This is a genomic window from Streptomyces sp. NPDC025784, assembly GCF_055558435.1.
In genome coordinates, this window is the sequence record NZ_JBVHMN010000011.1 from 99,220 (window position 1) to 122,036 (window position 22,817).

General features: G+C 71.8%; 18 protein-coding genes. 12 read left to right on the plus strand and 6 right to left on the minus strand.

The features are described from left to right. Positions 1 to 312: 312 nt before the first annotated feature. Positions 313 to 1,878, minus strand: coding sequence for an MFS transporter (locus ACZ4IF_RS24600; RefSeq protein WP_467566225.1), 1,566 nt, complete (start codon positions 1,876 to 1,878; stop codon positions 313 to 315). Between the two features lie 109 nt (positions 1,879 to 1,987). Here ACZ4IF_RS24600 and ACZ4IF_RS24605 point away from each other — a divergent pair, with 109 nt between their 5' ends. Continuing rightward, a complete protein-coding gene (locus ACZ4IF_RS24605; RefSeq protein WP_467566228.1) occupies positions 1,988 to 2,599 on the plus strand; it encodes a TetR/AcrR family transcriptional regulator in 612 nt (203 codons plus the stop codon). A 48-nt stretch (positions 2,600 to 2,647) separates the two neighbouring features. Here the strand turns inward: ACZ4IF_RS24605 and ACZ4IF_RS24610 are convergent, their stop codons facing one another. Next, the gene (locus ACZ4IF_RS24610) at positions 2,648 to 3,826 is read right to left on the minus strand and encodes an MFS transporter (RefSeq protein ID WP_467566231.1); all 1,179 of its coding nucleotides are present in this window, start codon (positions 3,824 to 3,826) and stop codon (positions 2,648 to 2,650) included. Positions 3,827 to 3,873: 47 nt separating this feature from the next. Between ACZ4IF_RS24610 and pdxR the strand changes: the two genes are divergently transcribed. Further along, on the plus strand, positions 3,874 to 5,280 hold the full coding sequence (gene pdxR, locus ACZ4IF_RS24615; RefSeq protein ID WP_467566234.1) for a MocR-like pyridoxine biosynthesis transcription factor PdxR: 1,407 nt from the start codon (positions 3,874 to 3,876) through the stop codon (positions 5,278 to 5,280). Between the two features lie 23 nt (positions 5,281 to 5,303). Here the strand turns inward: pdxR and ACZ4IF_RS24620 are convergent, their stop codons facing one another. Beyond that, entirely contained in the window at positions 5,304 to 6,641 is a 1,338-nt protein-coding gene (locus ACZ4IF_RS24620; RefSeq protein ID WP_467566237.1) for a PucR family transcriptional regulator, read from the minus strand. A gap of 164 nt (positions 6,642 to 6,805) precedes the next feature. On the opposite strand from ACZ4IF_RS24620, the gene ACZ4IF_RS24625 reads away from it, so the two are divergent. Further along, positions 6,806 to 7,732 carry a proline dehydrogenase family protein gene (locus ACZ4IF_RS24625; RefSeq protein ID WP_467566240.1) on the plus strand — a complete coding sequence of 309 codons (927 nt, stop codon included), beginning with the start codon at positions 6,806 to 6,808 and terminating at the stop codon, positions 7,730 to 7,732. Positions 7,733 to 7,768: 36 nt separating this feature from the next. After that, positions 7,769 to 9,400: an L-glutamate gamma-semialdehyde dehydrogenase gene (gene pruA, locus ACZ4IF_RS24630; RefSeq protein ID WP_467566243.1), complete on the plus strand. Its 1,632-nt coding sequence runs from the start codon at positions 7,769 to 7,771 to the stop codon at positions 9,398 to 9,400. Positions 9,401 to 9,403: 3 nt separating this feature from the next. Here the strand turns inward: pruA and ACZ4IF_RS24635 are convergent, their stop codons facing one another. Then, entirely contained in the window at positions 9,404 to 10,276 is an 873-nt protein-coding gene (locus ACZ4IF_RS24635) for an alpha/beta fold hydrolase (RefSeq protein ID WP_467566246.1), read from the minus strand. A gap of 128 nt (positions 10,277 to 10,404) precedes the next feature. Here ACZ4IF_RS24635 and ACZ4IF_RS24640 point away from each other — a divergent pair, with 128 nt between their 5' ends. Then, the gene (locus ACZ4IF_RS24640; protein ID WP_467566248.1) at positions 10,405 to 10,944 is read left to right on the plus strand and encodes a GNAT family N-acetyltransferase; all 540 of its coding nucleotides are present in this window, start codon (positions 10,405 to 10,407) and stop codon (positions 10,942 to 10,944) included. 326 nt (positions 10,945 to 11,270) lie between these two features. Next, positions 11,271 to 11,399 (plus strand): hypothetical protein, encoded by a 129-nt coding sequence (locus ACZ4IF_RS24645; RefSeq protein WP_095936841.1) that lies wholly within the window; start codon positions 11,271 to 11,273, stop codon positions 11,397 to 11,399. Positions 11,400 to 11,472: 73 nt separating this feature from the next. On the opposite strand, the gene ACZ4IF_RS24650 is transcribed toward ACZ4IF_RS24645, so the two are convergent. Beyond that, positions 11,473 to 13,032: a purple acid phosphatase family protein gene (locus ACZ4IF_RS24650; protein WP_467566251.1), complete on the minus strand. Its 1,560-nt coding sequence runs from the start codon at positions 13,030 to 13,032 to the stop codon at positions 11,473 to 11,475. 154 nt (positions 13,033 to 13,186) lie between these two features. On the opposite strand from ACZ4IF_RS24650, the gene ACZ4IF_RS24655 reads away from it, so the two are divergent. The 4 genes from ACZ4IF_RS24655 to ACZ4IF_RS24670 all read left to right on the plus strand — a co-directional run bounded on the left by ACZ4IF_RS24655 (position 13,187) and on the right by ACZ4IF_RS24670 (position 18,868). Then, positions 13,187 to 14,230, plus strand: a complete 1,044-nt coding sequence (locus ACZ4IF_RS24655; protein ID WP_467566253.1) for a 3-isopropylmalate dehydrogenase — start codon at positions 13,187 to 13,189, stop codon at positions 14,228 to 14,230. A 263-nt stretch (positions 14,231 to 14,493) separates the two neighbouring features. Beyond that, positions 14,494 to 15,582: a branched-chain amino acid aminotransferase gene (locus ACZ4IF_RS24660; RefSeq protein WP_467566256.1), complete on the plus strand. Its 1,089-nt coding sequence runs from the start codon at positions 14,494 to 14,496 to the stop codon at positions 15,580 to 15,582. A gap of 131 nt (positions 15,583 to 15,713) precedes the next feature. Then, on the plus strand, positions 15,714 to 18,359 hold the full coding sequence (locus ACZ4IF_RS24665; RefSeq protein WP_467566259.1) for a CHAT domain-containing protein: 2,646 nt from the start codon (positions 15,714 to 15,716) through the stop codon (positions 18,357 to 18,359). Positions 18,360 to 18,373: 14 nt separating this feature from the next. Then, positions 18,374 to 18,868 (plus strand): hypothetical protein, encoded by a 495-nt coding sequence (locus tag ACZ4IF_RS24670; protein WP_467566263.1) that lies wholly within the window; start codon positions 18,374 to 18,376, stop codon positions 18,866 to 18,868. Here the strand turns inward: ACZ4IF_RS24670 and ACZ4IF_RS24675 are convergent. After that, entirely contained in the window at positions 18,793 to 20,247 is a 1,455-nt protein-coding gene (locus ACZ4IF_RS24675) for a cytosine permease (protein WP_467566266.1), read from the minus strand. The two genes, ACZ4IF_RS24670 and ACZ4IF_RS24675, sit on opposite strands and share 76 nt — an antisense overlap. A 143-nt stretch (positions 20,248 to 20,390) precedes the next feature. On the opposite strand from ACZ4IF_RS24675, the gene ureA reads away from it, so the two are divergent. Both ureA and ACZ4IF_RS24685 read left to right on the plus strand, forming a co-directional pair. Next, positions 20,391 to 21,095, plus strand: coding sequence for an urease subunit gamma (gene ureA / locus ACZ4IF_RS24680; protein ID WP_467566268.1), 705 nt, complete (start codon positions 20,391 to 20,393; stop codon positions 21,093 to 21,095). Further along, positions 21,092 to 22,801, plus strand: a complete 1,710-nt coding sequence (locus ACZ4IF_RS24685) for an urease subunit alpha (protein WP_467566271.1) — start codon at positions 21,092 to 21,094, stop codon at positions 22,799 to 22,801. Before ureA ends, ACZ4IF_RS24685 begins: the two co-directional genes overlap by 4 nt. The last annotated feature ends 16 nt before the right edge of the window (positions 22,802 to 22,817 follow it).

Consider the following 22,817-nt stretch of genomic DNA (forward strand, 5'->3'; position numbering starts at 1 on the left):
GCCTACGGGCTCCGGCCCAGGCGTTCTGGCCTATGTGCTCCGGCCCAGGCGCTCCGGCCTGCGGGCTCCTGCCCACGTGCTCCGGCCTACGGGCCCCGGTAGGTGGCGACCAGGACGACGAGTCCCGGCAGGTGGCGGCCGGAGCACCGCGGTTCCGACCCGTTCTGATCCGTTCCGGCCTGGCGCGCCCCGCGCGCCGGCCACCGAGGGGCGGGTCTCCGGGGACGAGGGGTCCGCTGCCGCGCACGCGAGGGGCCCGGATCCACCCTCCGGTGGTCCGGGCCCCTCGCGGAACGTGCTCGGTGGACCGCGTCAGGCGGTCGCTCCCTCCGCCTCCGGGTGCGTGGCGTCCGGGGTCTCGGCCTCCCGGACGTGCACCTTCCGCAGGGTCGCGGTGGCCAGGGCCGCCGCCCCCAGCAGCAGCACCGTGCCCGCGATCGCCGCCGCCTGCATGCCGTGGGTGAAGGCCTCCCGGGCGGCCGTCGCCAGTGCCTGGCCGGTGTCGCCGGGGAGCTGCCGGGCCACGGCCAGCGCGCCGCCGAGGGTTTCGTGGGCGGGGGCCGGAACCCCGGAGGGCATGTCGTGCCGGTAGACCGCGGTGCCGATGGAGCCGAGTACGGCCATGCCCAGCGCACCGCCGAACTCGGCGCCCGTCTCCAGCAGGGAGGACGCGGCACCGGCGTTGCCGACGGGGACCGTGCCGAGGGCGAGGTCCATCATCTGCGACATCACGGTGACGATGCCGGAGGCGAGGACACCGGCGCCGGCGAGGACGAGCCACATCGAGTCGGTGCCGGCGAGGGCCAGCAGCGCGTAGCCGCAGGCGGCGGTGACGAAGCCGCCGGAGACGACGTGGGCGCGGTGCACGCCTTTCTGCACGAGCTGCGCGGCGACCGGCGCGGCGACGCCGACCAGGACGGTGGGGAGCAGCGCCCACAGCGCGGCCTCCATGGAGCTCTTGCCGAGCACGGACTGGAGGTACTGCGTGGTGAAGAACGCCGATCCCATCATCCCGAAGGACGAGACCAGGTTGAGGACGACCGCGGGGGCGAAGCCCCGGCCGCGGAACAGGGCGGGGGAGATGAGCGGGGACTTCGTGGTGCGCTGGCGGTGGACGAAGAGGGCGGCGAAGAGCAGGCCGACGGTGATGGAGACGACGTAGCGGACGTTCCAGCCCTCGGAGGGGATCTCCTTGATGCCGTAGATGACGGGGAGGACGGCGGCCATCGACAGCGGCACGCCGAGCAGGTCGAAGCGGCCGGGGTTCGGGTCCTTGGACTCGGGGAGCAGGATCGGGCCGAGTATCAGCAGCAGTGCCATCGCGGGCAGGTTGACCAGGAAGACCGAGCCCCACCAGAAGTACTCGACGAGGACGCCGCTCATCACCGAGCCGAGCGCGACGCCGCCGGTCATGACGCCGGACCACAGTCCGATCGCCTTCGCGCGCTGTCCGGGGTCGGTGAACATCGTGCGGATGATCGCCATCGTCGACGGCATCAGGGTCGCTCCGCCGATGCCGAGGACCGCGCGGGCGGCGATCAGCATCTCGGCGCTGTCGGCGTAGGCGGCGATCACGGAGGCCGTGCCGAAGGCGGCGGCACCGATCAGCAGGAGCTTGCGGCGGCCGATGCGGTCACCGAGGGAGCCCATCGTCATCAGCAGGCCCGCGAGCACGAACGCGTAGATGTCGAAGATCCAGAGCTGCTGGGTGCCGCTGGGCTCCAGGTCCGCGCTGATCGCGGGGATCGCGAAGTAGAGGACCGAGACGTCCATGGAGACCAGGAGCAGCGGAAGCATCAGGACGCCGAGGGCGGTCCATTCGCGGCGGCCGGCGAGGGTGCCGGACGCGGAGGCGGTCGTGCTCTTCGGGTTCGTCATGGCAGTGACTGTACGCACGTCTTAAACGCTTGTCTAGTACGAGCGTATAGGACGTTGGTTTGAGACGCTCGTATGGGACGCTTGTGTGGATCGGGGTACGCTGACCCGCATGGGACACCGTGAGGATCTGCTCGAAGGCGCCAAGCGCTGCCTGCTGGCGAAGGGGTTCGTGCGCACCACGGCGCGCGACATCGTGAAGGAGTCGGGGACGAACCTGGCGTCCATCGGGTACCACTACGGCTCCAAGGACACGCTCCTCGCCCAGGCCTACGTCGAACTCATCTCGGACGTCGGCGGGACGTTCGAATCCATCGGCGCGGGCGGGGCCGTCGGGGAGCCGGGTTCCCTCGCCCGCTTCCAGGAGGTCTGGGCGAACGTCACCAGGTCCTTCGTCGAGGACCGCGCGATCTGGATGCTCACCTTCGAGGTGATCACCAACACCGACCGGCTGCCCACGGTCCGCGATCACCTGGTGAAGGCTTCGGACGAGGGGCGCCGCGGCCTCGTCCCCCTGCTCATGGGCGGATCCGAGGACGACGTGGACGAGGAGACGCTGCGCACGGTGGGCGGCTTCTACCAGATCCTGCTCAACGGACTCAGCGTGCAGTGGCTCTTCGACGCGGACTCGGCGACGACCGCCGAGCAGCTGACCGAGGGCCTGCGACGGGTGCTCGACGGCGCGGCGAAGGCCGAAGGCCGAGGGGAGACGGCGTCCGGCTGAGGTCGTCCGGGCGGGCCCCCGGCACCCGGGGGCCTCGGCACGGCGTGCTCAGCACGACGGCCGCGCGGGTGCCTCCGTCCGCCGGTCGCGCACGGCGGGCACCAGTGCCACCAGCATCAGCACGGCGGTGAGCGCGAACGCCCAGGAGTAGCCCGTCCACCCGGCGAGCGCTCCGAAGCCGACCGCGCCGACGCCCATGCCGCCGTCGTACGCGAGGTTCCAGAGCGCGGTGACGGTGCCGTACCCGGACGCGGTGACCCGTGTGTACATGAGTGTCAGGGTGGCGTTCTGGGCGATGCCGAAGCCGACGCCGAACAGGGCGACGCCGGCGAGTACGGCGACCGCACTGCCGGTCGCGGCGGTGACCAGCATGCCCACGACGGACAGGACCAGACCGGGCAGCACCAGCCGCGCGGGCCCGTGCCGGTCGGCGTGGCGGCCCGCCGCCCAGCGTGCCGCCGTCGACGCGGCGGGCTGGACGAAGAGGGCGACCGCGACCACGCCGTCCAGCGCGGCGGGCACCGCGAGCGGCAGGAACGTGACGACGATGCCGGTTGCGACGGCCGTGACCGCGAAGACCGCGGCGGGTCGCACCAGGCCTCCGGTGCGCAGGCCGGCCACCACACCCACCGGCTTCTCCCCACCCGGCGCGGGCTCCTGACGGCCCGGCAGACCCGGCACGGAGGCGACGGAGGCCAGCGCCGCCACACCCGCGGCGATCGCGACGGGCGTGTACCCGACGTGCGTGGCGAGCCACACGCCCAGCGGCAGGGCGATCAGCGAGGGGACGCCGGAGACCACTCCGACCAGGGCCAGCCCCTCACCGCGCCGCTCGGCCGGGATGAGCGACGCGGTCAGCGCCCCGCCCGCGACCAGGGTGAGCGCGAAGCCGAGGCCCCGCACCAGACACACGGCCACGATCCATGCCAGGTCCTGCGAGAGGGTCAGGAACAGGGCGGGTGCGCCGAGCAGCACGAGCCCGACGACCAGCGCGAACCGGTGGCCGTAACGGGCCACGAAACGGGGGGCGGCCAGCTCGCCGAGGACCGTGGACAGCATCAGCGCGCCGGTGGCCGGGCCCGCGCCCGACGCCGTCGCATAGCGGGGGACGACCGACAGGAGCAGGAAGAAGCCGGTCGAGGCGCCGACCATGCTCACGAAGCGGAGCAGCAGCGGACGGGTGACCAGACGCGGGCGGGCCGGGGAAGTCGTCGCGGTAGTCGTCATGAGAACGACGCTAGGCGCGCGCCGGACCGCCGGTAAGCTCCAATTCCATGCCGTTGCAGTGGGCCGGTCTGTCACCCGAACTGCTCCTGTCCGTCGACCGGGACAGCGGCGAGCACCTGCGTGCCCAGCTGGAGCGCCAGGTCCGCGACGCGATCCGCACCGGCCGCCTCGGCCCCGGTGAGCGCCTGCCGTCCTCCCGCGAACTGGCCCGCACGCTCGGCCTGTCCAGAGGTCTGGTCCAGGACTGCTACGCCCAACTCCAGGCGGAGGGCTACCTGGTGACCCGTGTCGGCTCCGCCACCCGGGTCGCGACGGTCGCCCACGTGCCCTCCGCGCCGGTCTCCGCGCCCCCGGCGGTCCCGGGGCTCATCGCCGACTTCCGCCACGGCGTACCGGACCTCGGCGGCTTCCCCCTCACCGACTGGCTCTGGGCGCTGCGCGAGGCGGGCCGGGCCATGCCGACCTCCGACCTCGACTACGGGGATCCGCGCGGGAGTTCGGTCCTGCGCGAGGTGCTGGCCGGCTATCTGCGCCGGGTGCGGGCCGCGGCGGCCGACCCCGAACGGATCGTGGTCTGCTCCGGCTACGCGCAGGGCCTGGGCCTCGCCCTGCACGCCCTGGCCCGGACCGGCGTGCGCGTCGTGGCGTACGAGGACCCGGGCGCGCCCGCCACGGCGACGGCGGCGGCCGAGGCGGCGGGCCTGACGGCGGTGCCCGTCCCGGTCGACGAGGACGGCGTCGACGTCGCCGCGCTCGACGTGACCGGAGCGCGGGCCGTCATCGTCACCCCGGCCCACCAGTGGCCGACCGGCGTGGTCCTCGCCCCCGGGCGCCGGCTCGCCCTCGTCGACTGGGCGGCACGACGGGACGCGTACGTCGTCGAGGACGACTACGACGCGGAGTTCCGCTACGACCGCGAGCCCGTGGGCGCGCTCCAGGGGCTCGCCGCGGACCGGGTGGTCTCCGTCGGCACCGTCAGCAAGTCCCTCGCGCCGGCGCTGCGCATCGGCTGGCTGCTCTGTCCTCCCGCGCTCACCGACCCGCTCACCCGGGCCAAGCACCTCACCGACCGCGGCTCCCCGACGCTCGACCAACTGGCCCTCGCCCGGCTGATCGAGTCCGGCCGCCACGACCGTCATCTGCGCCGCATGCGGACGGTCTACGCGGCCCGGCGCGCGGCGCTCGTCTCGGCACTCGCCGAGCATGCCCCCGCGGTGCGTCTCACGGGCCTCGCCGCCGGCTTCCACGCGGTCGCGCACCTCGCCCCGGATGCCGACGAGCGGGCCGTCGTGGCCGCGGCGCGGGAACGCGGCGTCGGCCTCTACGGCATGAGCCCGTGCCGCTCGACCGGCGCGAGCGAGCCGCCCCGGCTGGTCCTGGGCTTCGGGGACGTGGGCGAACGGGCGATCACCGAGGGCATCGCGGCCGTCGGCGACCTGCTGGCGGGCCCCTGACGGCGTACCGGCCCGCACGGCCCCTACAGCCGGGCCCCCTTCAGGGCCATGTGCAGCAGCAGCCGGTCCTCGCCGTCGTCCAGGTCCAGGCCGGTGAGCTGTTCGACCCGGGACAGGCGGTAGTAGAGCGTCTGGCGGTGGACGCCCAGTTCGGCGGCGGTACGGCCGGCCTGGCCCGCGCAGTCGAGGAACACCTCGGCCGTGCGCGCCAGTTCGCGGTGGGCGGGCGCCAGCAGCACCTGCACCACGGGGTCGTGGGCCACCTCCGGGGGAAGGGAGGTGAGCAGCCTGAAGGGGCCGATGGACGCCCACTCGGCGACCGGGCCGAGCCGCGGCTCGGCGAGAACGGCACGGGCGGCGGCGGAGGCCTCCTGCCAGGCGGCCCCGAGGTCCGCGAGACCCACGCGGGCGACGGCGACCCCGGCCGCGGCCCGGCCCTGCCCGCCGCGCACGCCGGCCCTGGTCCGTCCGCCCTCCGCGGCGCCCGGGAGCCGTCCGTCCTCCCCGCGCGTCGCGTCCGGACCGCCCGCCGGCGGCCCGCTCTCCCCGCGCCCGCCCTCCGCTTCCCGGACGAACCGGGAGGCCGCCGTCAGCGCCGGGGAGAGCACGTCGGCGGACCTCAGCCGCACCAGCAGCGCCAGACTCTGCCCGGTGTCCCCTGCCTTGGTGGCGCCGGAGGTGCCCCCACCCCACGGGACCGTGCACAGCGCGGTCGCGCCCGGCACCGTACGGGCGGAGGGGGCGTCGTCCGGGTCGGCCGACGGCCACGGCGCCACGCAGACGACGGTGTGCAGGACGTCGGCGCGCGGGCCGAGTGCCGACCGCAGTTCGGCGACGGCCATGTCGCGCTGCCAGCCGCGCTCCGCGGTGAGCACCGCGCGCAGCTCGCGGGTGAGGTCCGCGCCCGCCTGCGCCTCGTCCGCGAGCAGGGCGCCGATGCGGGAGGCGACCTCCATGGCGGCGGCGAGCTGGGCGGCGGTGGGACCGGGGTCGTCGTCGAGGAGCCAGACGTAGCCGAGGACGACACCCCGATGGCGTACGGGCAGACAGATCCTTCCGCGGTACACGCCCGCCTCCGGGGTGGGCGGGATACGCACCGGACCGGTGGCGCGGGTGATGCCGAAGCCCTCGAACCAGGTGCGGACCGCCGCGGTGGAGCGGCGCGTGAGGATCGAACGGGCGCGCACGGGGTCCAGGGCCGACGGATCGAGCTCGCCCTCGGAGTCGTAGGCGCCGAAGGCGATGAGCTCGAAGTCCCGGTTCTCCAGCGTCGCCGGCACGCCGAGCAGTGCCGAGATCTCGTCGACCAGCTCCTGGTAGTCCCCTCTGTATTCACCCGTCACCCGGGCATTCTCCCGCATTTTCGCGCGGCCTTCATACATATGTCTGAGATCCAGGGCACGGATGCGTGACAGCTGTCGATGGCAGAGGATCGGAGCGATCCATAGGTTTCACGGTGGTTCTCCGTGCCGTACCCGAATGGTCGGGATTCGGCCTCCTGCTGGCTTTGTTGTGGAGGTGCCCCGTGCTGGGTCCCGTGATTCTCGCCGCCTCGCGCAGCGACAAGATGCGCCGTCTGATCTCGGCGGCCCCGGTGACCAAGCCGGTCGTCGACCGCTTCATACCCGGCGAGACCGTCGACCAGGTCGTCCCCATCATCCGGGACCTCACGGGCAAGGGCCTGGAGGTCACGATGGACGTCGTCGGCGAGGACATCACGACCCCCGAGCAGGCCACCGCGGCCCGTGACGCCTACCTGGACCTGATCGAGCGCCTCAAGCAGCTCGACCTCGGCACCAAGGCCGAGATGTCCATCAAGCTGTCGATGTTCGGCCAGGCGCTGGAGGGCGGCCACGAGCTCGCCCTCGCCAACGTCCGCCCCGTCGTCGAGGCCGCCGCCGCCATCGGCACCACCGTCACGCTGGACGCCGAGGACCACACCACCCTCGACTCGATGTTCGCCATCCACGAGGAGCTGCGGAAGGACTTCCCGCAGACCGGCTGCGTCATCCAGGCCTACCTCTTCCGCACCGAGGCCGACGCCCGCCGTCTCGCCGAGAGCGGCAGCCGGGTACGCCTGGTGAAGGGCGCCTACAAGGAGCCCGCCGAGGTCGCCTACCAGCAGAAGGCGGAGACCGACAAGGCGTATGTGCGCATCCTGAAGATCCTGATGGAGGGCGAGGGGTACCCGATGATCGGGTCGCACGACCCGCGGCTCATCTCCATCGCTCAGGAGCTCGCGCGCAAGGCCGGGCGCAAACTGGACGAGTACGAGTTCCAGATGCTGTACGGCATCCGCAGCGACGAGCACCTGCGGCTCGCCGCCGAGGGGCACCGCATGCGTGTGTACACCGCGTACGGCACCGACTGGTACGGCTACTTCATGCGCCGCCTCGCGGAGAAGCCCGCCAACCTCCTCTTCTTCGCCCGCTCGATCCTCACCAAGGGCTGAGCCCGAACCACCCGCTCACTAAGGAGTACGGAACACATGGACGCTGTGACCCAGGTCCCCACCCCCGTCAACGAGCCGGTGCACGGCTACGCCCCCGGCTCGCCCGAGCGTGCCCGCCTGGAGGCCAAGCTCAAGGAGCTGGCCGAGAACCCGATCGAGCTGTCGATGACCATCGGCGGCGAGAAGCGGCTCGGCGGCGGTGAGCGCTTCGAGGTCGTGCAGCCGCACAACCACAAGGCCGTCATCGGCACCGGCGCGCACGCCACCCAGCAGGACGCGCAGGACGCCATCGACGCCGCCCTCGCGGCCGCGCCGGCCTGGCGCGCGATGTCCTTCGACGACCGCGCCGCGATCATCCTGCGCGCCGCCGAGCTGCTCGCCGGCCCCTGGCGCGAGACGCTGGCCGCCTCCACGATGCTCGGCCAGTCGAAGACCGCCCAGCAGGCCGAGATCGACACCCCCTGCGAGCTCGTCGACTTCTGGCGCTTCAACGTCCACTACGCCCGGCAGATCCTCGCCGAGCAGCCGCCGGCGAACTCCCCGGGCGTGTGGAACCGCATGGACCACCGTCCGCTGGAGGGCTTCGTCTACGCGATCACGCCCTTCAACTTCACCGCGATCGCGGGCAACCTGCCCACCGCTCCGGCGCTCATGGGCAACGTCGTCGTGTGGAAGCCGTCCCCGACGCAGACCCACGCCGCCGTGCTGCTGATGCAGCTCCTGGAGGAGGCGGGCCTGCCCAAGGGCGTCATCAACCTCGTCACCGGTGACGGCATCGAGGTGTCCAAGGTCGCCCTGGAGCACCGCGACCTCGCCGGCATCCACTTCACCGGCTCGACCAAGACCTTCCAGTACCTGTGGAAGACGGTCGGCAACAACATCGAGAAGTACCGCTCCTACCCGCGTCTGGTCGGCGAGACCGGCGGCAAGGACTTCGTCGTCGCCCACCCGTCGGCGGACCGCGCGGTTCTCAAGACCGCACTGACCCGCGGCTCCTTCGAGTACCAGGGCCAGAAGTGCTCGGCGAGCTCCCGCGCCTACATCCCGGCCTCCATCTGGAACTCCGGTTTCAAGGAGGAGTTCGCGGCCGAGGTCGACTACCTGACCATGGGTGACGTCACGGACCTGTCGAACTTCATCGGCGCGGTCATCGACGAGCGCTCGTTCGCCAAGAACAAGGCGGCCATCGACCGCGCGAAGTCCGACCCGGCCTGCACGATCGTCGCGGGCGGCACGTACGACGACTCCGTCGGCTACTTCGTGCGCCCGACCGTCGTCGAGTGCTCGGACCCGGAGAACGAGGTCTTCACGACCGAGTACTTCGGCCCCTTCCTCGCCGTGTACGTCTACGAGGACGACAAGTACGACGAGATGCTGACCCAGATGGAGTCGGCGTCCGACTACGCGCTCACCGGCTCGGTCATCTCCGGCGACCGCGCGGCCGCCGCGTACACGATGGAGAAGCTCCGCTACGCCGCGGGCAACTTCTACATCAACGACAAGTCGACCGGTGCCGTCGTCGGCCAGCAGCCCTTCGGTGGCGGCCGTGCCTCCGGCACCAATGACAAGGCCGGTGCCCCGCAGAACCTGATGCGCTGGACGCTGACCCGCGCCATCAAGGAGACGCTGGTGCCGCCGACCGACTACGGCTACCCGCACATGGGCTGACCGCTACCGGACATGCCGGGCCAGGAAGTCGCCGATCAGGGCGGCTGCCTGGCCCGCGTGCGTTTCCAGGGCGAAGTGGCCGGCGGGGAGCAGGTGGATCTCGGCCTGCGGGAGGTCGCGCCGGAAGGCGAGGGCGCCCGCCGGGACGAAGATCTCGTCGTGCGCGCCCCAGACGGCGAGCAGCGGGACCTGGCTGTCGCGGAAGTACTCGTGGAACGCCGGGTAGAGGGCGAAGTTGGAGCCGTAGTCGGAGATCAGGTCGAGCTGGATCTCGCTCTGGCCCGGGCGGGCCATGCGGGCCGCGTCGTGCTCGTAGGCGTCGGGGCTGACGAGCGTCGGGTCCGGGACGCCGTGCAGGTACTGCCACTTGATGCCGTCCGGGCTGCTGATCTCCCGGACCGGCGCCTCCGTCTCGGGCGTGCGCCGTGCGATCAGCGCGAGCACCGGTGCCCACGCGTCGGCGCCCAGGCCCTCCTCGTACGCGTTGCCGTTCTGCGTGATGATCGCGGTCACCCGCTCGGGGTGCGCGAGGGCCAGGCGCAGACCGATCGGGGCGCCGTAGTCCTGGATGTAGAGCGCGTACTCCTTCAGCCCGAGCTGCTCGGTGAACTCGCCGGCGATCTCGGCCAGTCGGTCGAAGGTGTAGCGGAACTCGTCGGCGGCGGGCGTCGCCGAGCGGCCGAAGCCGATGTGGTCGGGGGCCACGAGGTGATAGCGGTCGGCGAGGAGCGGCATGAGGTCCCGGAACATGTGCGAGCTGGTCGGGAAGCCGTGCAGGAGGAGCAGGACGGGGGCGTCGGCGGGGCCCGCCTCCCGGTAGGCGATCTCCAGGCCTCGGACGGTGGTGGTGCGGTGGTGGATCCGGTGCGCGGTCATGACGGTTCCCCTAACCCCTGAAGTTCTCCTTGGTGGTGAGATCACCTCACCACACTCATGGCTAACCGGTCAAGACGCTTTTGAGGGTTAGACCGATATGCGGTCGACTCCCGGGCGATACTGGCCCGATGGCCACCCGACTGCGCACGGCCCACACCGCGGATCTCGCCCCGGGCGACCTCCGTGCCGTCCGTGAGCTCCTGGACGGCGCCTTCGACGGGGGCTTCGGTGACCACGACTGGGACCACGGACTCGGCGGCCTCCACGTCCTCGTGCACGACGCGCGGGGCCTGGCCGCCCACGGCTCGGTGGTCCAGCGCCGCGTCCTGCATCGCGGCCGTTCGCTGCGCACCGGATACGTGGAGGCGGTCGGTGTGCGCGCCGACGTGCGGCGCACGGGCCTGGGCGGGCGGGTGATGGCCGAGCTGGAGCGCATCGTCGACGGCGCGTACGCACTGGGCGCGCTCTCCGCGAGCGAGGAGGGCGCCGCGCTCTACGCGGCCCGTGGCTGGCAGGTCTGGCCGGGCCGGATCTGCGTGCTCGGCCCGGACGGCGTGGTGCGCCTGCCGGAGGAGGAGGGGGCCGCCTTCGTCCGCCCCTCGTCGGCGGGCCCCCTCGACCCCGCGCACGAGCTGATCTTCGACTGGCGCGACGGCGACGTGCTCTGACGTCACACCGGGCGGGTGGCGGCCACCCCGTGGCCGCACCCATCCGTGAGCGATGTGACCAGTGGGATCAGTGCAGGTCAGAGCGGTGTGACCCGAATCGCTGTCTCAGATAGTAGGAAGTCCGACTAACTGTGGAGACAGATGCCTGCTCCTCGCCTAGTTTTGTAGGAGCCGAACGTCTCGCTCGACCCAGCGAATGGCGGTCGTGAGCCGGAGCCCCTGGCAGGCAACCCCTGCGGCACCGCTCCCCGCCCCATCCGGCGTCTCGTAAATCCCTCACCGCACTTCCGGACCACCGCGTCCGGAGGCAAAGGAGTCGATTCATCATGGCCGAGACGACCGTCCGCCGAGTCCGCCACATCTCCCGTACGAGCGATTCCGACCGCAAGAACGCAGCAGCGGCCCTCCAGCGTGCCCTCGACCGCCGGGACAACGGCGGCGAGACGGGCCACTGAGCCGACCGCACGCCCCGGCCGACGGCCGGGCCACGTACCGGGAGCCGCACCCGCACGGGGTGCGGCGCGGGGCTCACGCGCCGCGCCGCACCTCGAAGTGGTCGATGCGCTCGCCGCTCTGAGCGAGCGCCGACACCCTGAGCCGGGGAGTGGTGCCCGCCTCCGCCTCCACCGAGAGGAAGGAGAAGCCGGTGTACCGCACCCGTGACCACTCCACGGTCTCGGCCTCCTGCTGCCGGGAGCCGGTCCAGTGGAAGGTCTCGACGGACTCGCGGTTCCTGACCTTCCCCTCGTAGCTGTCCTTCACCCCGGTGGGGAACCGGTACAGGCTCTTGCCCGCGCCGCCCGCCGTGACGTGGACGATCCCGTCCCGTGTCGGGTCCGTCGACGCGCCGACCGGGACGCGCCTGCCGACCTTTCCGCCCTTGATGGCGTCGGTCCGCTCGTACACGTGGTTGTGGCCGTTGATCACCAGGTCCACCTGGTGCTTGGCGAACAGCGGCCCCCAGGCGTCCCGCACCCCGCCGTCGGAGGCGTGCGTCGCCGTCGAGTACGCGCAGTGGTGGAAGAAGACCACCACGAAGTCGGCCGTCCGCCGCAGCTCGCCGAGCCGCTTGTCGAGCCAGGCCGTCTGCCGCCCGCCCGAGTAGCCCTTGTTGGCGGGGATCTCGTACGACACGTCGTTCGCGTCCAGCGCCACGATCCCGACGTTGCCGTACGTGAAGGAGTAGACGCCCGGCGCCTTGCGCGCGTCGAAGCCGTTGTCCGGGAGCGACCAGCGGGCCGACTGGCCCCCGTAGCCGTTCGGCGAGTACCACGCCTCCATGTCGTGATTGCCGGTCGTCACCATCCACGGCACCGACTTCGCCACGGACTCGGTCTGCGCGAGGAACAGGTCCCAGGCGCTGGGGTCGTAGATGTCGGAGTCCTTGCCGAGCCCGACCGAGTCCGCGTAGCAGATGTCGCCCGCGTGCAGGTGGAAGGCAGGACGGCGGCCGAGGATCAGCTTGTCGTTGGCGAGCGCCTCGGGGGTGACGCCCTGGTCACCGAAGGCGGTGAACACGAACTTCTCGGCAGCGGCGGGCGCCGTGCGGAAACGGCCGACCGTCGCCTGCCGGTCGCGCGCCGCCGGGTCGAACCCCTCGTGGCCGACGCCGTAGTAGTACGTCGTGCCGGGGCGCAGCCCGTCGAGCGCCGCGTGCAGGTAGTACTGGTCCAGCGCGAACCGCTGACCCGCCAGGCCGGGCGTGTGCAGCGGCCTGACCTCGGCCTCGATCTTCCGGCTCAGCTCCCAGGGCGTCAGCCCCACCCGCACGTAGGGCTTCCTGACCGCGAGCGGCACCTGCCAGGAGACGCGCATCTGGGTCCGCGGGTCCGCGCCGAAGGCCAGGTGACGGCCGAAGGGCGTGACGACGGAGCCGTGCACCTGCCCGGTCGTCGCACGCACGGACGGGCCGGACGTGTGCCTCGCCGTCCCCTGCGAGCAGCCGGCCAGCAGACCGCCGCCCGCGAAGGCGCCCGCGGTGACCAGGGCGCGCCGGCGGGTCAGCTTCGTCCGCAGGTACTCGTGCTGCTCGGCCATGCTCATACGACGCGCGAGCCGTTCAGGGATGCCGACGTCAGGGGTGTCCATGTCGGGAAACTTCCCATGACGCCCCAACGGCCGCAGGACGTAAGGGTGAACGGGGGGCGTCGGGTCGGCGTTCCGCGGGGCCGTGGCGGCGAAAGCCATGTCCGGATGGCGGACATGGCGTGTCATCCCATGGGACAAGGAGTACGGTGCCGTCATGTCTCGCAGCATCAATCTCGCAGTGATCCCCGGTGACGGCATCGGCCAGGAAGTCGTGGCCCAGGGTCTGAAGGTCCTCTCCGCCGTCCTCCCGCAGGATGTGAAGCTGGAGACCAAGGAGTTCGACTTCGGTGCCAAGCGGTACCACGCCACCGGTGAGACCCTCACCGACGCGGACCTCGACGCCCTCAAGCAGCACGACGCGATCCTGCTCGGCGCGATCGGCGACCCGTCGGTCCCCTCCGGCGTCCTGGAGCGCGGCTTCCTGCTGAAGCTCCGCTTCGCCTTCGACCACCACGTCAACCTGCGTCCCTCGAAGCTCCTTCCGGGTGTCGAGACCCCGCTCGCCGGCCAGCCCGAGATCGACTTCGTCGTGGTCCGCGAGGGCACCGAGGGCCCGTACACCGGCAACGGCGGCACCATCCGCAAGGGCACCGAGCACGAGGTCGCCACCGAGGTCTCCGTGAACACGGCCTTCGGCGTCGAGCGCGTCGTCCGAGACGCCTTCGCCCGCGCCCAGGCCCGCCCGCGCAAGAAGCTCACGCTGGTCCACAAGAACAACGTGCTGACCTTCGCCGGGCACCTGTGGACCAACATCTTCAACCGGGTGGCCGCGGAGTTCCCCGAGGTCACCACGGACTACATCCACGTCGACGCCGCGACGATCTACCTCGTCACCGACCCGGCCCGCTTCGACGTCATCGTCACCGACAACCTCTTCGGTGACATCATCACCGACCTCGCCGCCGCCGTCTCCGGCGGCATCGGCGTCGCCGCCTCCGGCAACATCAACCCGAGCGGCACGTTCCCCTCGATGTTCGAGCCGGTGCACGGCTCGGCGCCCGACATCGCGGGCCAGGGCAAGGCCGACCCCAGCGCCACGGTCCTGTCCGTCGCCCTGCTGCTGCGCCACCTGGGCTACGAGACGGAGGCCGTCCGCATCGAGGAAGCCGTCTCGGCCGACCTCGCGGAGCGCGTCGGCAAGCCCGCCCGGAGCACCGACGAAATCGGCGACGCGCTCGCCGTACGAGTAGCCGGCTGACCCGCCGCCACTCGCTTCACACAGGAGCCGCCGGGTCGCATCCGCACCCGGCGGCTTTTGCTATGCCCTCGCCGGGTGCCACCATCAACCCCTGGGCAAGCCCAAGGGCCGCATTCACGCAGTTTTCGTCCCCGGCGCCCCGCGCGCGATAATCGAACGCGGAGCCGCGGAATGAGGGAATGCTCGGACGTCCTAACACTGGCCACTGGCAGTTCGGGCGTGAGCGCGGCCCGTCACACACAACCGGTGAAGGACAACCACTCATGACGCAGCCCACGATCGAGCTCAAGCCGTCCGCCAGTCCGCTCTCCGCCGCGGAGCGCGAGGCGATCCTGGCCAGCCCCGGCTTCGGCCGCCACTTCACCGACCACATGGTGACGATCAAGTGGACCGAGGGCCGCGGCTGGCACGACGGACAGCTCGTTCCGTACGGCCCGCTCTCCCTCGACCCCGCGAACATGACCCTGCACTACGCGCAGGAGATCTTCGAGGGACTCAAGGCGTACCGTCAGCCCGACGGCTCCGTGGCCACCTTCCGCCCCGACAAGAACGCCCGGCGCTTCCAGGCCTCGGCCCGCCGCCTCGGCATGCCGGAGCTTCCCGTCGAGACGTTCATCGAGGCCTGTGACGTGCTCGTCCAGCAGGACAGCGACTGGGTGCCCGCACACGGCGGCGAGGAGTCCCTCTACCTCCGTCCGTTCATGATCGCGACCGAGGTCGGGCTGGGTGTGAAGCCCGCCAACGAGTACCTGTTCCTGGTGATCGCCTCGCCCGCCGGCGCCTACTTCGCCGGCGGCGTGAAGCCGGTCTCGATCTGGCTCTCGGAGGACCGTGTCCGCGCCGTCCCCGGCGGCATGGGCGACGCCAAGACCGGCGGCAACTACGCGGCCTCCCTCCTCGCCCAGGCCGAGGCCGCCGCCAAGGGCTGCGACCAGGTCTGCTACCTCGACGCGGTGGAGCACAAGTGGGTCGAGGAACTCGGCGGCATGAACCTGTACTTCGTGTACGGCGACAAGATCGTCACCCCGTCGCTGACCGGTTCCATCCTGGAGGGAGTCACCCGTGACTCCCTCCTCACCGTCGCCCGTGACCTCGGCTACGGCTCCGAGGAGGGCCGCGTCTCCATCGAGCAGTGGCAGAACGACGCCACGAACGGCACCCTGACCGAGGTCTTCGCGTGCGGCACCGCCGCGGTCATCACCCCCGTCGGCACCGTCAAGCGGTCCGGCACCGAATGGCAGCACTCGGACGGTGAGCCCGGCGAGGTCACCCTGAAGCTGCGCAACGCGCTGCTGGACATCCAGCGGGGCGTGACCGAGGACAAGCACGGCTGGATGCACCCGCTGGGCTGACGTGACCCGACGCCCGTGCCCGCCCCGGACGGCGAACTCCGGGGCGGGCCCGCCGTTTCTCCGCCCCGGGACCCGCCCGCGTGGGATGGTGAACGCCTGCCGCTGGGGGGGACGACGGGGGTGGTACGGGGATGGACGCACTCGACTTCCAGATCGAGATCGGCGCCCGGGGTGCGGACGGCTACGCGGTGACGGTGCGCGGTCCTGACGGGGGCGAGGCGACCGCCACGATGCGACTGCCCGAGGAGCGGCTGCGCGGACTGAGCGCCCTGATACCCCACGTGGTGATCGCCTCCTCCGAACCGGTACGACGCAGCGCCACTCCTGAGGAGCAGCCTGTCCAGGAGCTCGGCCGTCTCCTCTTCGACGCGTTGCTGGCCGACGAGGGACGGGCTCTGCTGGCCGCGGCCCGCCATCAGGCGGCACGCCAGGAGCGGCCCCTGCGCATGGTGTTGCGCGTTCAGCCTCCCGAACTCGCCTCTCTGCCGTGGGAGTTCCTCTTCGATGCGGGCCGCAACAGTTACGTATGCCCGACCATTCCTCTGGTCCGGCACCCGAAGATGGCCGACCCATTGCGCCCGCTGGGCGTCGAACCGCCCCTGCGGGTGCTGTGCATGATCGCCGGCCCGGACGACCAGGAACCGCTCGCGGCCCGGGCCGAGCAGCAACGGTTGCGGGAGACCCTCGCAGGACTGGAGCGCGAGGGCCTGATCGAACTCGGCTGGACGCGGGGTGAGACCTGGCGGGACCTGCGCGCCGCCCTGCTTCCGGGTGACGGACCCTGGCACGTCTTCCACTTCATCGGCCATGGAGGCTTCGACGCCGCGGCCCAGGAGGGCACGCTGGCGCTGACAGGTGAGGACGGCGGTACGTACCACCTGGGTGCGGAGAACCTCGCCATGGTCCTCAATCGGCAGCCCTCACTGCGCCTGGTGGTCCTCAACGCCTGCGAGACAGGACGGTCGAGCACGCGCGATCCCTTCTCCAGCGTCGCGGGCGCCCTCATGCGCGAGGGGATTCCGGCCGCGCTGGCCATGCAGTACCCGATCTCCGACCGGGCCGCGGTCGAGTTCAGCCGGACCTTCTACGAAGGGCTCACCCATCGCCTTGCCGTCGACATCGCGGTGACCGAGGCCCGCCAGGCCGTACGACTGGCTCTCCCGGGCACGCTGGAGTGGGGTACGCCGGTCCTCCACATGAGGTCTCTCGACGGACGGCTGTTCGACATCGGGGAGACCGCGCCCGACCGTCGTGCCCGCTTCGACGAGCAGCACTTCGCCGAGGAGTGCGAGCACTTGTACGTTCAGGGACTGGGCGCGCTCTACACCCGCCGCTGGGACGAAGCGGTCGCGGCCTTCCGTGCGGTGCTCGCCACGGACCCCGGGTACAAGAACTGTTCCGCCAAACTCGACGAAGCCCTGCGCGGGCGAAGGCTCGTGAGTCTCTACGCCGCCGGGACCGGCGCGGCGAACGCAGGTGACTGGGACGAGGCCGTCGAACACCTGGCGACGGTAGTGGCGGTGGACCCGGGGTACGAGGACGCCGCGGCCCGTCTCGAAGCGGCACGGCGGGCCAGGGACGTCTCGGCGTTGCGGGCCGAGGCACGTGCCCTGCAGGGCGCGGGGGAGTGGGAGGCCGTGCTGGCGGTGGGGGAGCGGCTGGCGCGGCTGTGCCCGGAGGATCCGGATCCGGACGGGGTGGTCGAGGCGGCGCGTGCGGCCGTGCGGCCCGCGGCGGTGGATGCCGCCCCGGACGACTCGGCGTCGCATACGTCGCGTGGCGCCGCACCCCGGGTGAGGATCGCGGTCGATGCCGAGGAGTGGCAGCGACTCAGTGCTCAGACTCGGAGTCCCCAGGAGGTGCGCATTCCCCTCTGGCACGACGCCCGAGCAGCCGCACTCTGTGCGGCCGGCCGAGGCAGCGTGGCATTCGCATGCGACGCGCGGCACGCTTTCGTGGCGGACCTCCGCGGCGAGACCCGGCGCATCGTCAAACACGGAACCATGCTGAACTGGGCGACGGACGCCGCGTTCGGCCTGCCGGCTCCGGTGAAGTGCGTGGCGTTGTCCGGTGACGGTTCCCACTTCGCCACCGCGGCGCGGGACGACGTGCGCCTCTGGAGCACGTCAGGCGCCCAGCAGTACAGGGCGATGTGGGGCGGGGTGTGCGCGCTGGCACTGAATCACGACGGGACGCAGGCGCTCCTGGCGACGGAGAACAGGACGCTGCATCTCTGGTCGCTACCGGGCTCGACCCCGAGTCTCCTGGGGGTCGAGGCGACGGCACCCTCGCACGCGGTGGCGTTCAGCCCGGACGGCCGGCAGTGGGCGGCCTGTGACGGGTTGAGGGTCCGTGTCGGACAAGGCGCCGGCGAGCGGGGGAGCGAGATGGACCTGACCACGTTGTCCGGCGATGCCGAGTTGCTGTCGCTGGCGTTCAGCCCCGATGGGCACAGTCTGGCCGTCGGTGACGTGGACGGGACTGTTCGCGTCTGGCACATTCGGACGCGTGCCGACGGAGCACGACTGGCGCATGAGCGCCCCGTCCACGCGCTCGCCTACGACCGGCACGGAACAAGACTCGTCACGGCTGCCGCGTCGGTGGTGACCGTCTGGGACCTGCGGACCGAGGAGGAGACGGCCCGACTGGTGCGGCCTTCCCGCCACCAGGTTGCCGCGGTGGGATTCGCCCCCGATGGGGAGGCGGTCGCGGTGGTCCACCAGGGTCGGTCGTCCTGGCTGACACGCGTCCGGGAGCCAGAGGCCGGTGAGCGATGACCGTTGAACCGCCTGTGACCGCACGGCTCTTCGTGTACGAGCCCTGCGAAGCCGACACCGCGGCCCCCCTGGTCGGGACGCTGACAGACCTGGGCATCACTACCCGGGCCAGAGACGTCCCGCCCCGGCGCACCACCGACCAGCTCCAGTGGCTGGTACTCGTGGTCCTCCCGATCCATGCGTTCCTCAGTGGCCTCGGCGGCAAGTTCGCCGAGGACGCTCACCGGGCCTTGCGGTCCGCCGTGGGCAAGGTCTTCCGTCGCGCGGAGGTCGCCACACCTGCCTCCGAGCCCGCTCCACCGCGACGGAGGGCCATCGTGCTGCAGGACGCCGCGACCGGGCTCGACATCGTGCTCGGACCTCATCTCGACGAGACCGCGTACAAGAAGCTCCTGGAGCTGGACCTGTCCCGCTTCCGGCACGGCCCTCTGCGCTACGACGCCGTCGAACTGCGCTGGCTCTCGGACCTGGACGAGACCGAGCCCGCGTCGGAGCCGACCGCCGGCTGAGTCGTCTGTGAGGTCAGCGCCAGATAGACGACCCCACCCACCGCCCCCGACAGCAGGAAGCTGCAGTCCACCCCGCCCGTCAGTGACAGCAGGGGCCCCTCGTACGAGGGGAGGGACACGGCCAGCAGGCCCACGAAGGCGCCCAGTGCCCAGGACACCGTGGCCTGGATGTTCCAGCCGCCCCGGTACCAGTAGATCCCGCCCCGCGAACGGCGGTTGAAGACCTGGAGGGCGTCCGGGTCGTAGACGCCCCGGCAGCGGGCGAAGCCGATCAGGGTGATGACGGCCCACGGGGTGCCGATGGCGGTCAGCAGGAGGACGAAGGACGTCATCGCGGACTGCGCGTCCCAGGCGTAGTGGCCCACGAAGACGCAGGCGGTGGCGACCACGGCGACCGTGCAGGTGGCGCGGGCCCGCGAGGCGCGGGGCAGGATCGCGTCCAGGTCGAGGCCCATCGAGTAGAGCATCAGGCCCGCGTTGCCGACCGAGCCCGCGGAGGCCGCCAGCAGGAGCGGGACCAGGTACCAGGTGGGGGAGGCGGTGACGAGGGGGCCCGCGTAGTCGAGGGCGGCCCGCGCCGCGTACGCCGTGAACGTGCCGAACAGCTGGGGGACGAGGAGCCCGGCGATCAGTCCGAGCCAGGTGGCGTGCAGGACCGTGCGCGAGGAGTGGCGGGCCGGGGAGATGTAGCGCGTGTAGTCGCCGAGGAGCGTGATGAAGGCGATCGGGCCGGACAGGCCGGCCGCCACGGCGGCGAGCAGCCAGGTCGGCCAGAAGGAGCCGAGCAGATAGCCGCCGGCCTCCGGGAGCGCGGCCGTGGTGAAGTGCGGCGCGTACGCGATCACGCCGAGGACCAGCAGCGCCGTCATCGCGAGGGCCAGCACGCGGGACATGGCGAGGAGCACGCGGTAGCCGTACACGGCGCCGGCGACGGTGGCGGCGGCGAGCAGCGCGTAGACGACGGCGTACGACAGTCCGTCGTCCGGCAGTCCGAAGAGGCGGCCGAGCACGCTGACCATCACGTCGCCGCCGATCCACACGGTCAGGGCGGTGTAGCCGAGGGCGAGGAGCAGGCCGACGACGGACCCGACCAGGCGCCCGCGGACGCCGAACTGGGCGCCGGAGGACGTCGACAGGTTCGTCGCCGTGCGCAGTGAGACCAGGGCCAGCGGGGCCGTGAGCGCGGTGCCGACCACCGTGCCCGCCACGATCGAGCTCACCGAGGCCCACCAGCCGAGCCCGAAGGACGGGGGCAGCCAGCCGAAGATGATCACGCCGAGGCAGAGGTTGGAGCCGAGCAGGATCGACACCAGATCGCGGGGACCGCTGGTGCGTTCCTCATCGGGGATGGTGTCGACTCCGCGCTGTTCTATCGGCATGGCTGGTCTCCTTCGACGGCCGCCTGAAGTTTGAGCGACGTTCAATGTGGACCGTACGAACGTCGTCCGTCAATGTTTCCGTTTCATGAATCCGGCGTTTAGAGTGATGTTCTAATCAGTGGGAAGCAAGGAGGTGCCGCGTCGTGAGACTGACCCCCACGGAACGTGACCGGCTGCTGCTCTTCGGAGCCGCGGAGCTGGCCCGCGCACGCCGCGCCAGAGGCCTGCGGCTCAACGTCCCGGAGGCGACCGCGCTGATCGCCGACACCGTGTGCGAGGCCGCCCGCGACGGACGCAGGCTCGCCGAGGCCGTCGAGGCGGCCCGGTCCGTGCTCGGCCCCGACGACGTGCTGCCCGGTGTCGCCGACGTCGTCACCGAGGTGCACGTCGAGGCCGTCTTCGACGACGGCTCGCGACTCGCGGTGGTCAGCGACCCCATCGGCGGCGGCCTCGGCGACCAGGCACCCGGCGCCCTGCTGCCGGGGCCGGAGCACGCCGAGCCCGAGGCCGCCGTCCGTCTGACGGTGACCAACACGGCCACCGTCCCCGTCTCCGTCACCTCCCACTTCCACTTCTTCGAGGCCAACCCGCGGCTCGACTTCGACCGCCCCGCGGCCTACGGCATGCGGCTCGCCGTGCCCGCCGGCTCCTCCGTCCGCTTCGGCCCGGGGGAGAGCGCCGAGGTCGGGCTGCTGCCCATCGGCGGCGCGCGCGTCGCGATCGGTTTCGCCGGCCTCGTCGACGGACCGCTGGACGCCCCCGGAGCCAGAGAAGAGGCCCTGCGCCGGGCCGCCGCCTGCGGCTACCTCGGCGTGCCGGAAACCCGTGACCAGGAGGTCGAGCGATGAGCCGCCCCGGAGGCCACCCCGCCGAGGCCCGCCGCCTCACCCCGTACGAGTACGCCGCCGCCCACGGGCCCCGCGCCGGTGACCGGATCCGTCTCGGCGACAGCGGGCTGACCGTGCGCGTCGAGTCCGACGCCCAGCAGTACGGCGACGAGTTCCTCGCCGGCTTCGGCAAGACCGCCCGCGACGGACTGCACCTCAAGGCCGCGGCCGTCCGCGACACCTGTGACGTCGTCATCAGCAACGTGGTGGTGATCGACGCGGCGCAGGGCATCCGCAAGGTCTCCATCGGCATCCGGGAGGGCCGCATCTGCTCGATCGGCCGGGCCGGCAACCCCGACACCCTGGACGGCGTCGACGTCGTCGTCGGCACCGGCACGTCCATCGTCTCCGGCGAGGGGCTCATCGCCACCGCCGGAGCCGTGGACACGCACGTCCACCTGCTGTCGCCGCGCATCATGGAGGCCTCCCTGGCCTCCGGGGTGACCACGGTCATCGGCCAGGAGTTCGGCCCGGTGTGGGGCGTGGGCGTCAACTCGCCCTGGGCGCTGCGCCACGCCTTCAACGCCTTCGACGCCTGGCCCGTCAACATCGGCTTCCTGGGCCGCGGCTCGTCCTCCGACGGCGCGCCGCTCGTGGAGGCACTCGCGGAGGGCGGCGCGTCCGGCTTCAAGGTCCACGAGGACATGGGCGCCCACACCCGTGCCCTGGACACCGCGCTGCGGGTGGCCGAGGAGCACGACGTCCAGGTCGCCCTGCACAGCGACGGCCTGAACGAATGCCTGTCCGTCGAGGACACCCTGCGCGTCCTGGAAGGGCGCACCATCCACGCCTTCCACATCGAGGGCTGCGGCGGCGGCCACGTCCCCAACGTCCTGAAGATGGCGGGCGTCCCGAACGTCATCGGCTCCTCCACCAACCCGACCCTGCCCTTCGGTCGGGACGCGGTCGCCGAGCACTACGGGATGATCGTCTCCGTCCACGACCTCAAGACCGACCTGCCGGGCGACGCGGCCATGGCCCGCGACCGCATCCGCGCCGGCACCATGGGCGCCGAGGACGTGCTGCACGATCTGGGCGCGATCGGGATCACCTCGTCGGACGCGCAGGGCATGGGCCGCGCGGGCGAGACCGTGCGCCGGACCTTCGCGATGGCCGGGAAGATGAAGGCCGAGCTCGGCGCACCCGAGGGCGACGACAACGCGCGCGTCCTGCGCTACATGGCCAAGCTGACCATCAACCCCGCCATCGCGCACGGCCTCGCGCACGAGGTCGGCTCCATCGAGGCCGGCAAGCTCGCCGACATCGTGCTGTGGCGGCCCGAGTACTTCGGCGCCAAGCCGCAGCTCGTCCTGAAGTCCGGTTTTCCCGCGTACGGCGTCGTCGGCGACCCGGGCGCCGCCACCGACACCTGCGAACCCCTCGTCCTGGGGCCGCAGTTCGGGGCGCACGGCGCGACTCCCGCCGAGATCTCGGTGGCCTTCGTCGCGCAGGCCGCGCTCGACCAGGGCAACGACCGGATGCCCACCCGCAGGCGGCGCGTCGCCGTCCGCGGCACCCGCGGCATCGGCCCCGCCGACCTGCGGCTCAACTCCCGTACCGGAGCCGTCGACGTGGACCAGCGCACCGGACTGGTCACCCTCGACGGTGAGCCGCTGCGCTCGGAGCCCGCCGACTCGGTGTCCCTGAACCGCCTCTACTTCCTGTAAACGCCACGGCCTTGAG

Excerpts from the sequence above, each read along its gene's own strand:
- ACZ4IF_RS24610 (WP_467566231.1), bottom strand. The coding sequence starts at position 3,826 with ATGACGACTACCGCGACGACTTCCCCGGCCCGCCCGCGTCTGGTCACC.
- pruA (WP_467566243.1), top strand. The coding sequence starts at position 7,769 with ATGGACGCTGTGACCCAGGTCCCCACCCCCGTCAACGAGCCGGTGCAC.
- ACZ4IF_RS24665 (WP_467566259.1), top strand. The coding sequence starts at position 15,714 with ATGGACGCACTCGACTTCCAGATCGAGATCGGCGCCCGGGGTGCGGAC.
- ACZ4IF_RS24685 (WP_467566271.1), top strand. The coding sequence starts at position 21,092 with ATGAGCCGCCCCGGAGGCCACCCCGCCGAGGCCCGCCGCCTCACCCCG.
- ACZ4IF_RS24605 (WP_467566228.1), top strand. The coding sequence starts at position 1,988 with ATGGGACACCGTGAGGATCTGCTCGAAGGCGCCAAGCGCTGCCTGCTG.
- ACZ4IF_RS24640 (WP_467566248.1), top strand. The coding sequence starts at position 10,405 with ATGGCCACCCGACTGCGCACGGCCCACACCGCGGATCTCGCCCCGGGC.
- ACZ4IF_RS24635 (WP_467566246.1), bottom strand. The coding sequence starts at position 10,276 with ATGACCGCGCACCGGATCCACCACCGCACCACCACCGTCCGAGGCCTG.
- ACZ4IF_RS24600 (WP_467566225.1), bottom strand. The coding sequence starts at position 1,878 with ATGACGAACCCGAAGAGCACGACCGCCTCCGCGTCCGGCACCCTCGCC.
- ACZ4IF_RS24645 (WP_095936841.1), top strand. The coding sequence starts at position 11,271 with ATGGCCGAGACGACCGTCCGCCGAGTCCGCCACATCTCCCGTACGAGC.
- pdxR (WP_467566234.1), top strand. The coding sequence starts at position 3,874 with ATGCCGTTGCAGTGGGCCGGTCTGTCACCCGAACTGCTCCTGTCCGTC.
- ACZ4IF_RS24650 (WP_467566251.1), bottom strand. The coding sequence starts at position 13,032 with ATGGACACCCCTGACGTCGGCATCCCTGAACGGCTCGCGCGTCGTATG.
- ACZ4IF_RS24655 (WP_467566253.1), top strand. The coding sequence starts at position 13,187 with ATGTCTCGCAGCATCAATCTCGCAGTGATCCCCGGTGACGGCATCGGC.
- ACZ4IF_RS24675 (WP_467566266.1), bottom strand. The coding sequence starts at position 20,247 with ATGCCGATAGAACAGCGCGGAGTCGACACCATCCCCGATGAGGAACGC.
- ACZ4IF_RS24620 (WP_467566237.1), bottom strand. The coding sequence starts at position 6,641 with ATGCGGGAGAATGCCCGGGTGACGGGTGAATACAGAGGGGACTACCAG.
- ACZ4IF_RS24660 (WP_467566256.1), top strand. The coding sequence starts at position 14,494 with ATGACGCAGCCCACGATCGAGCTCAAGCCGTCCGCCAGTCCGCTCTCC.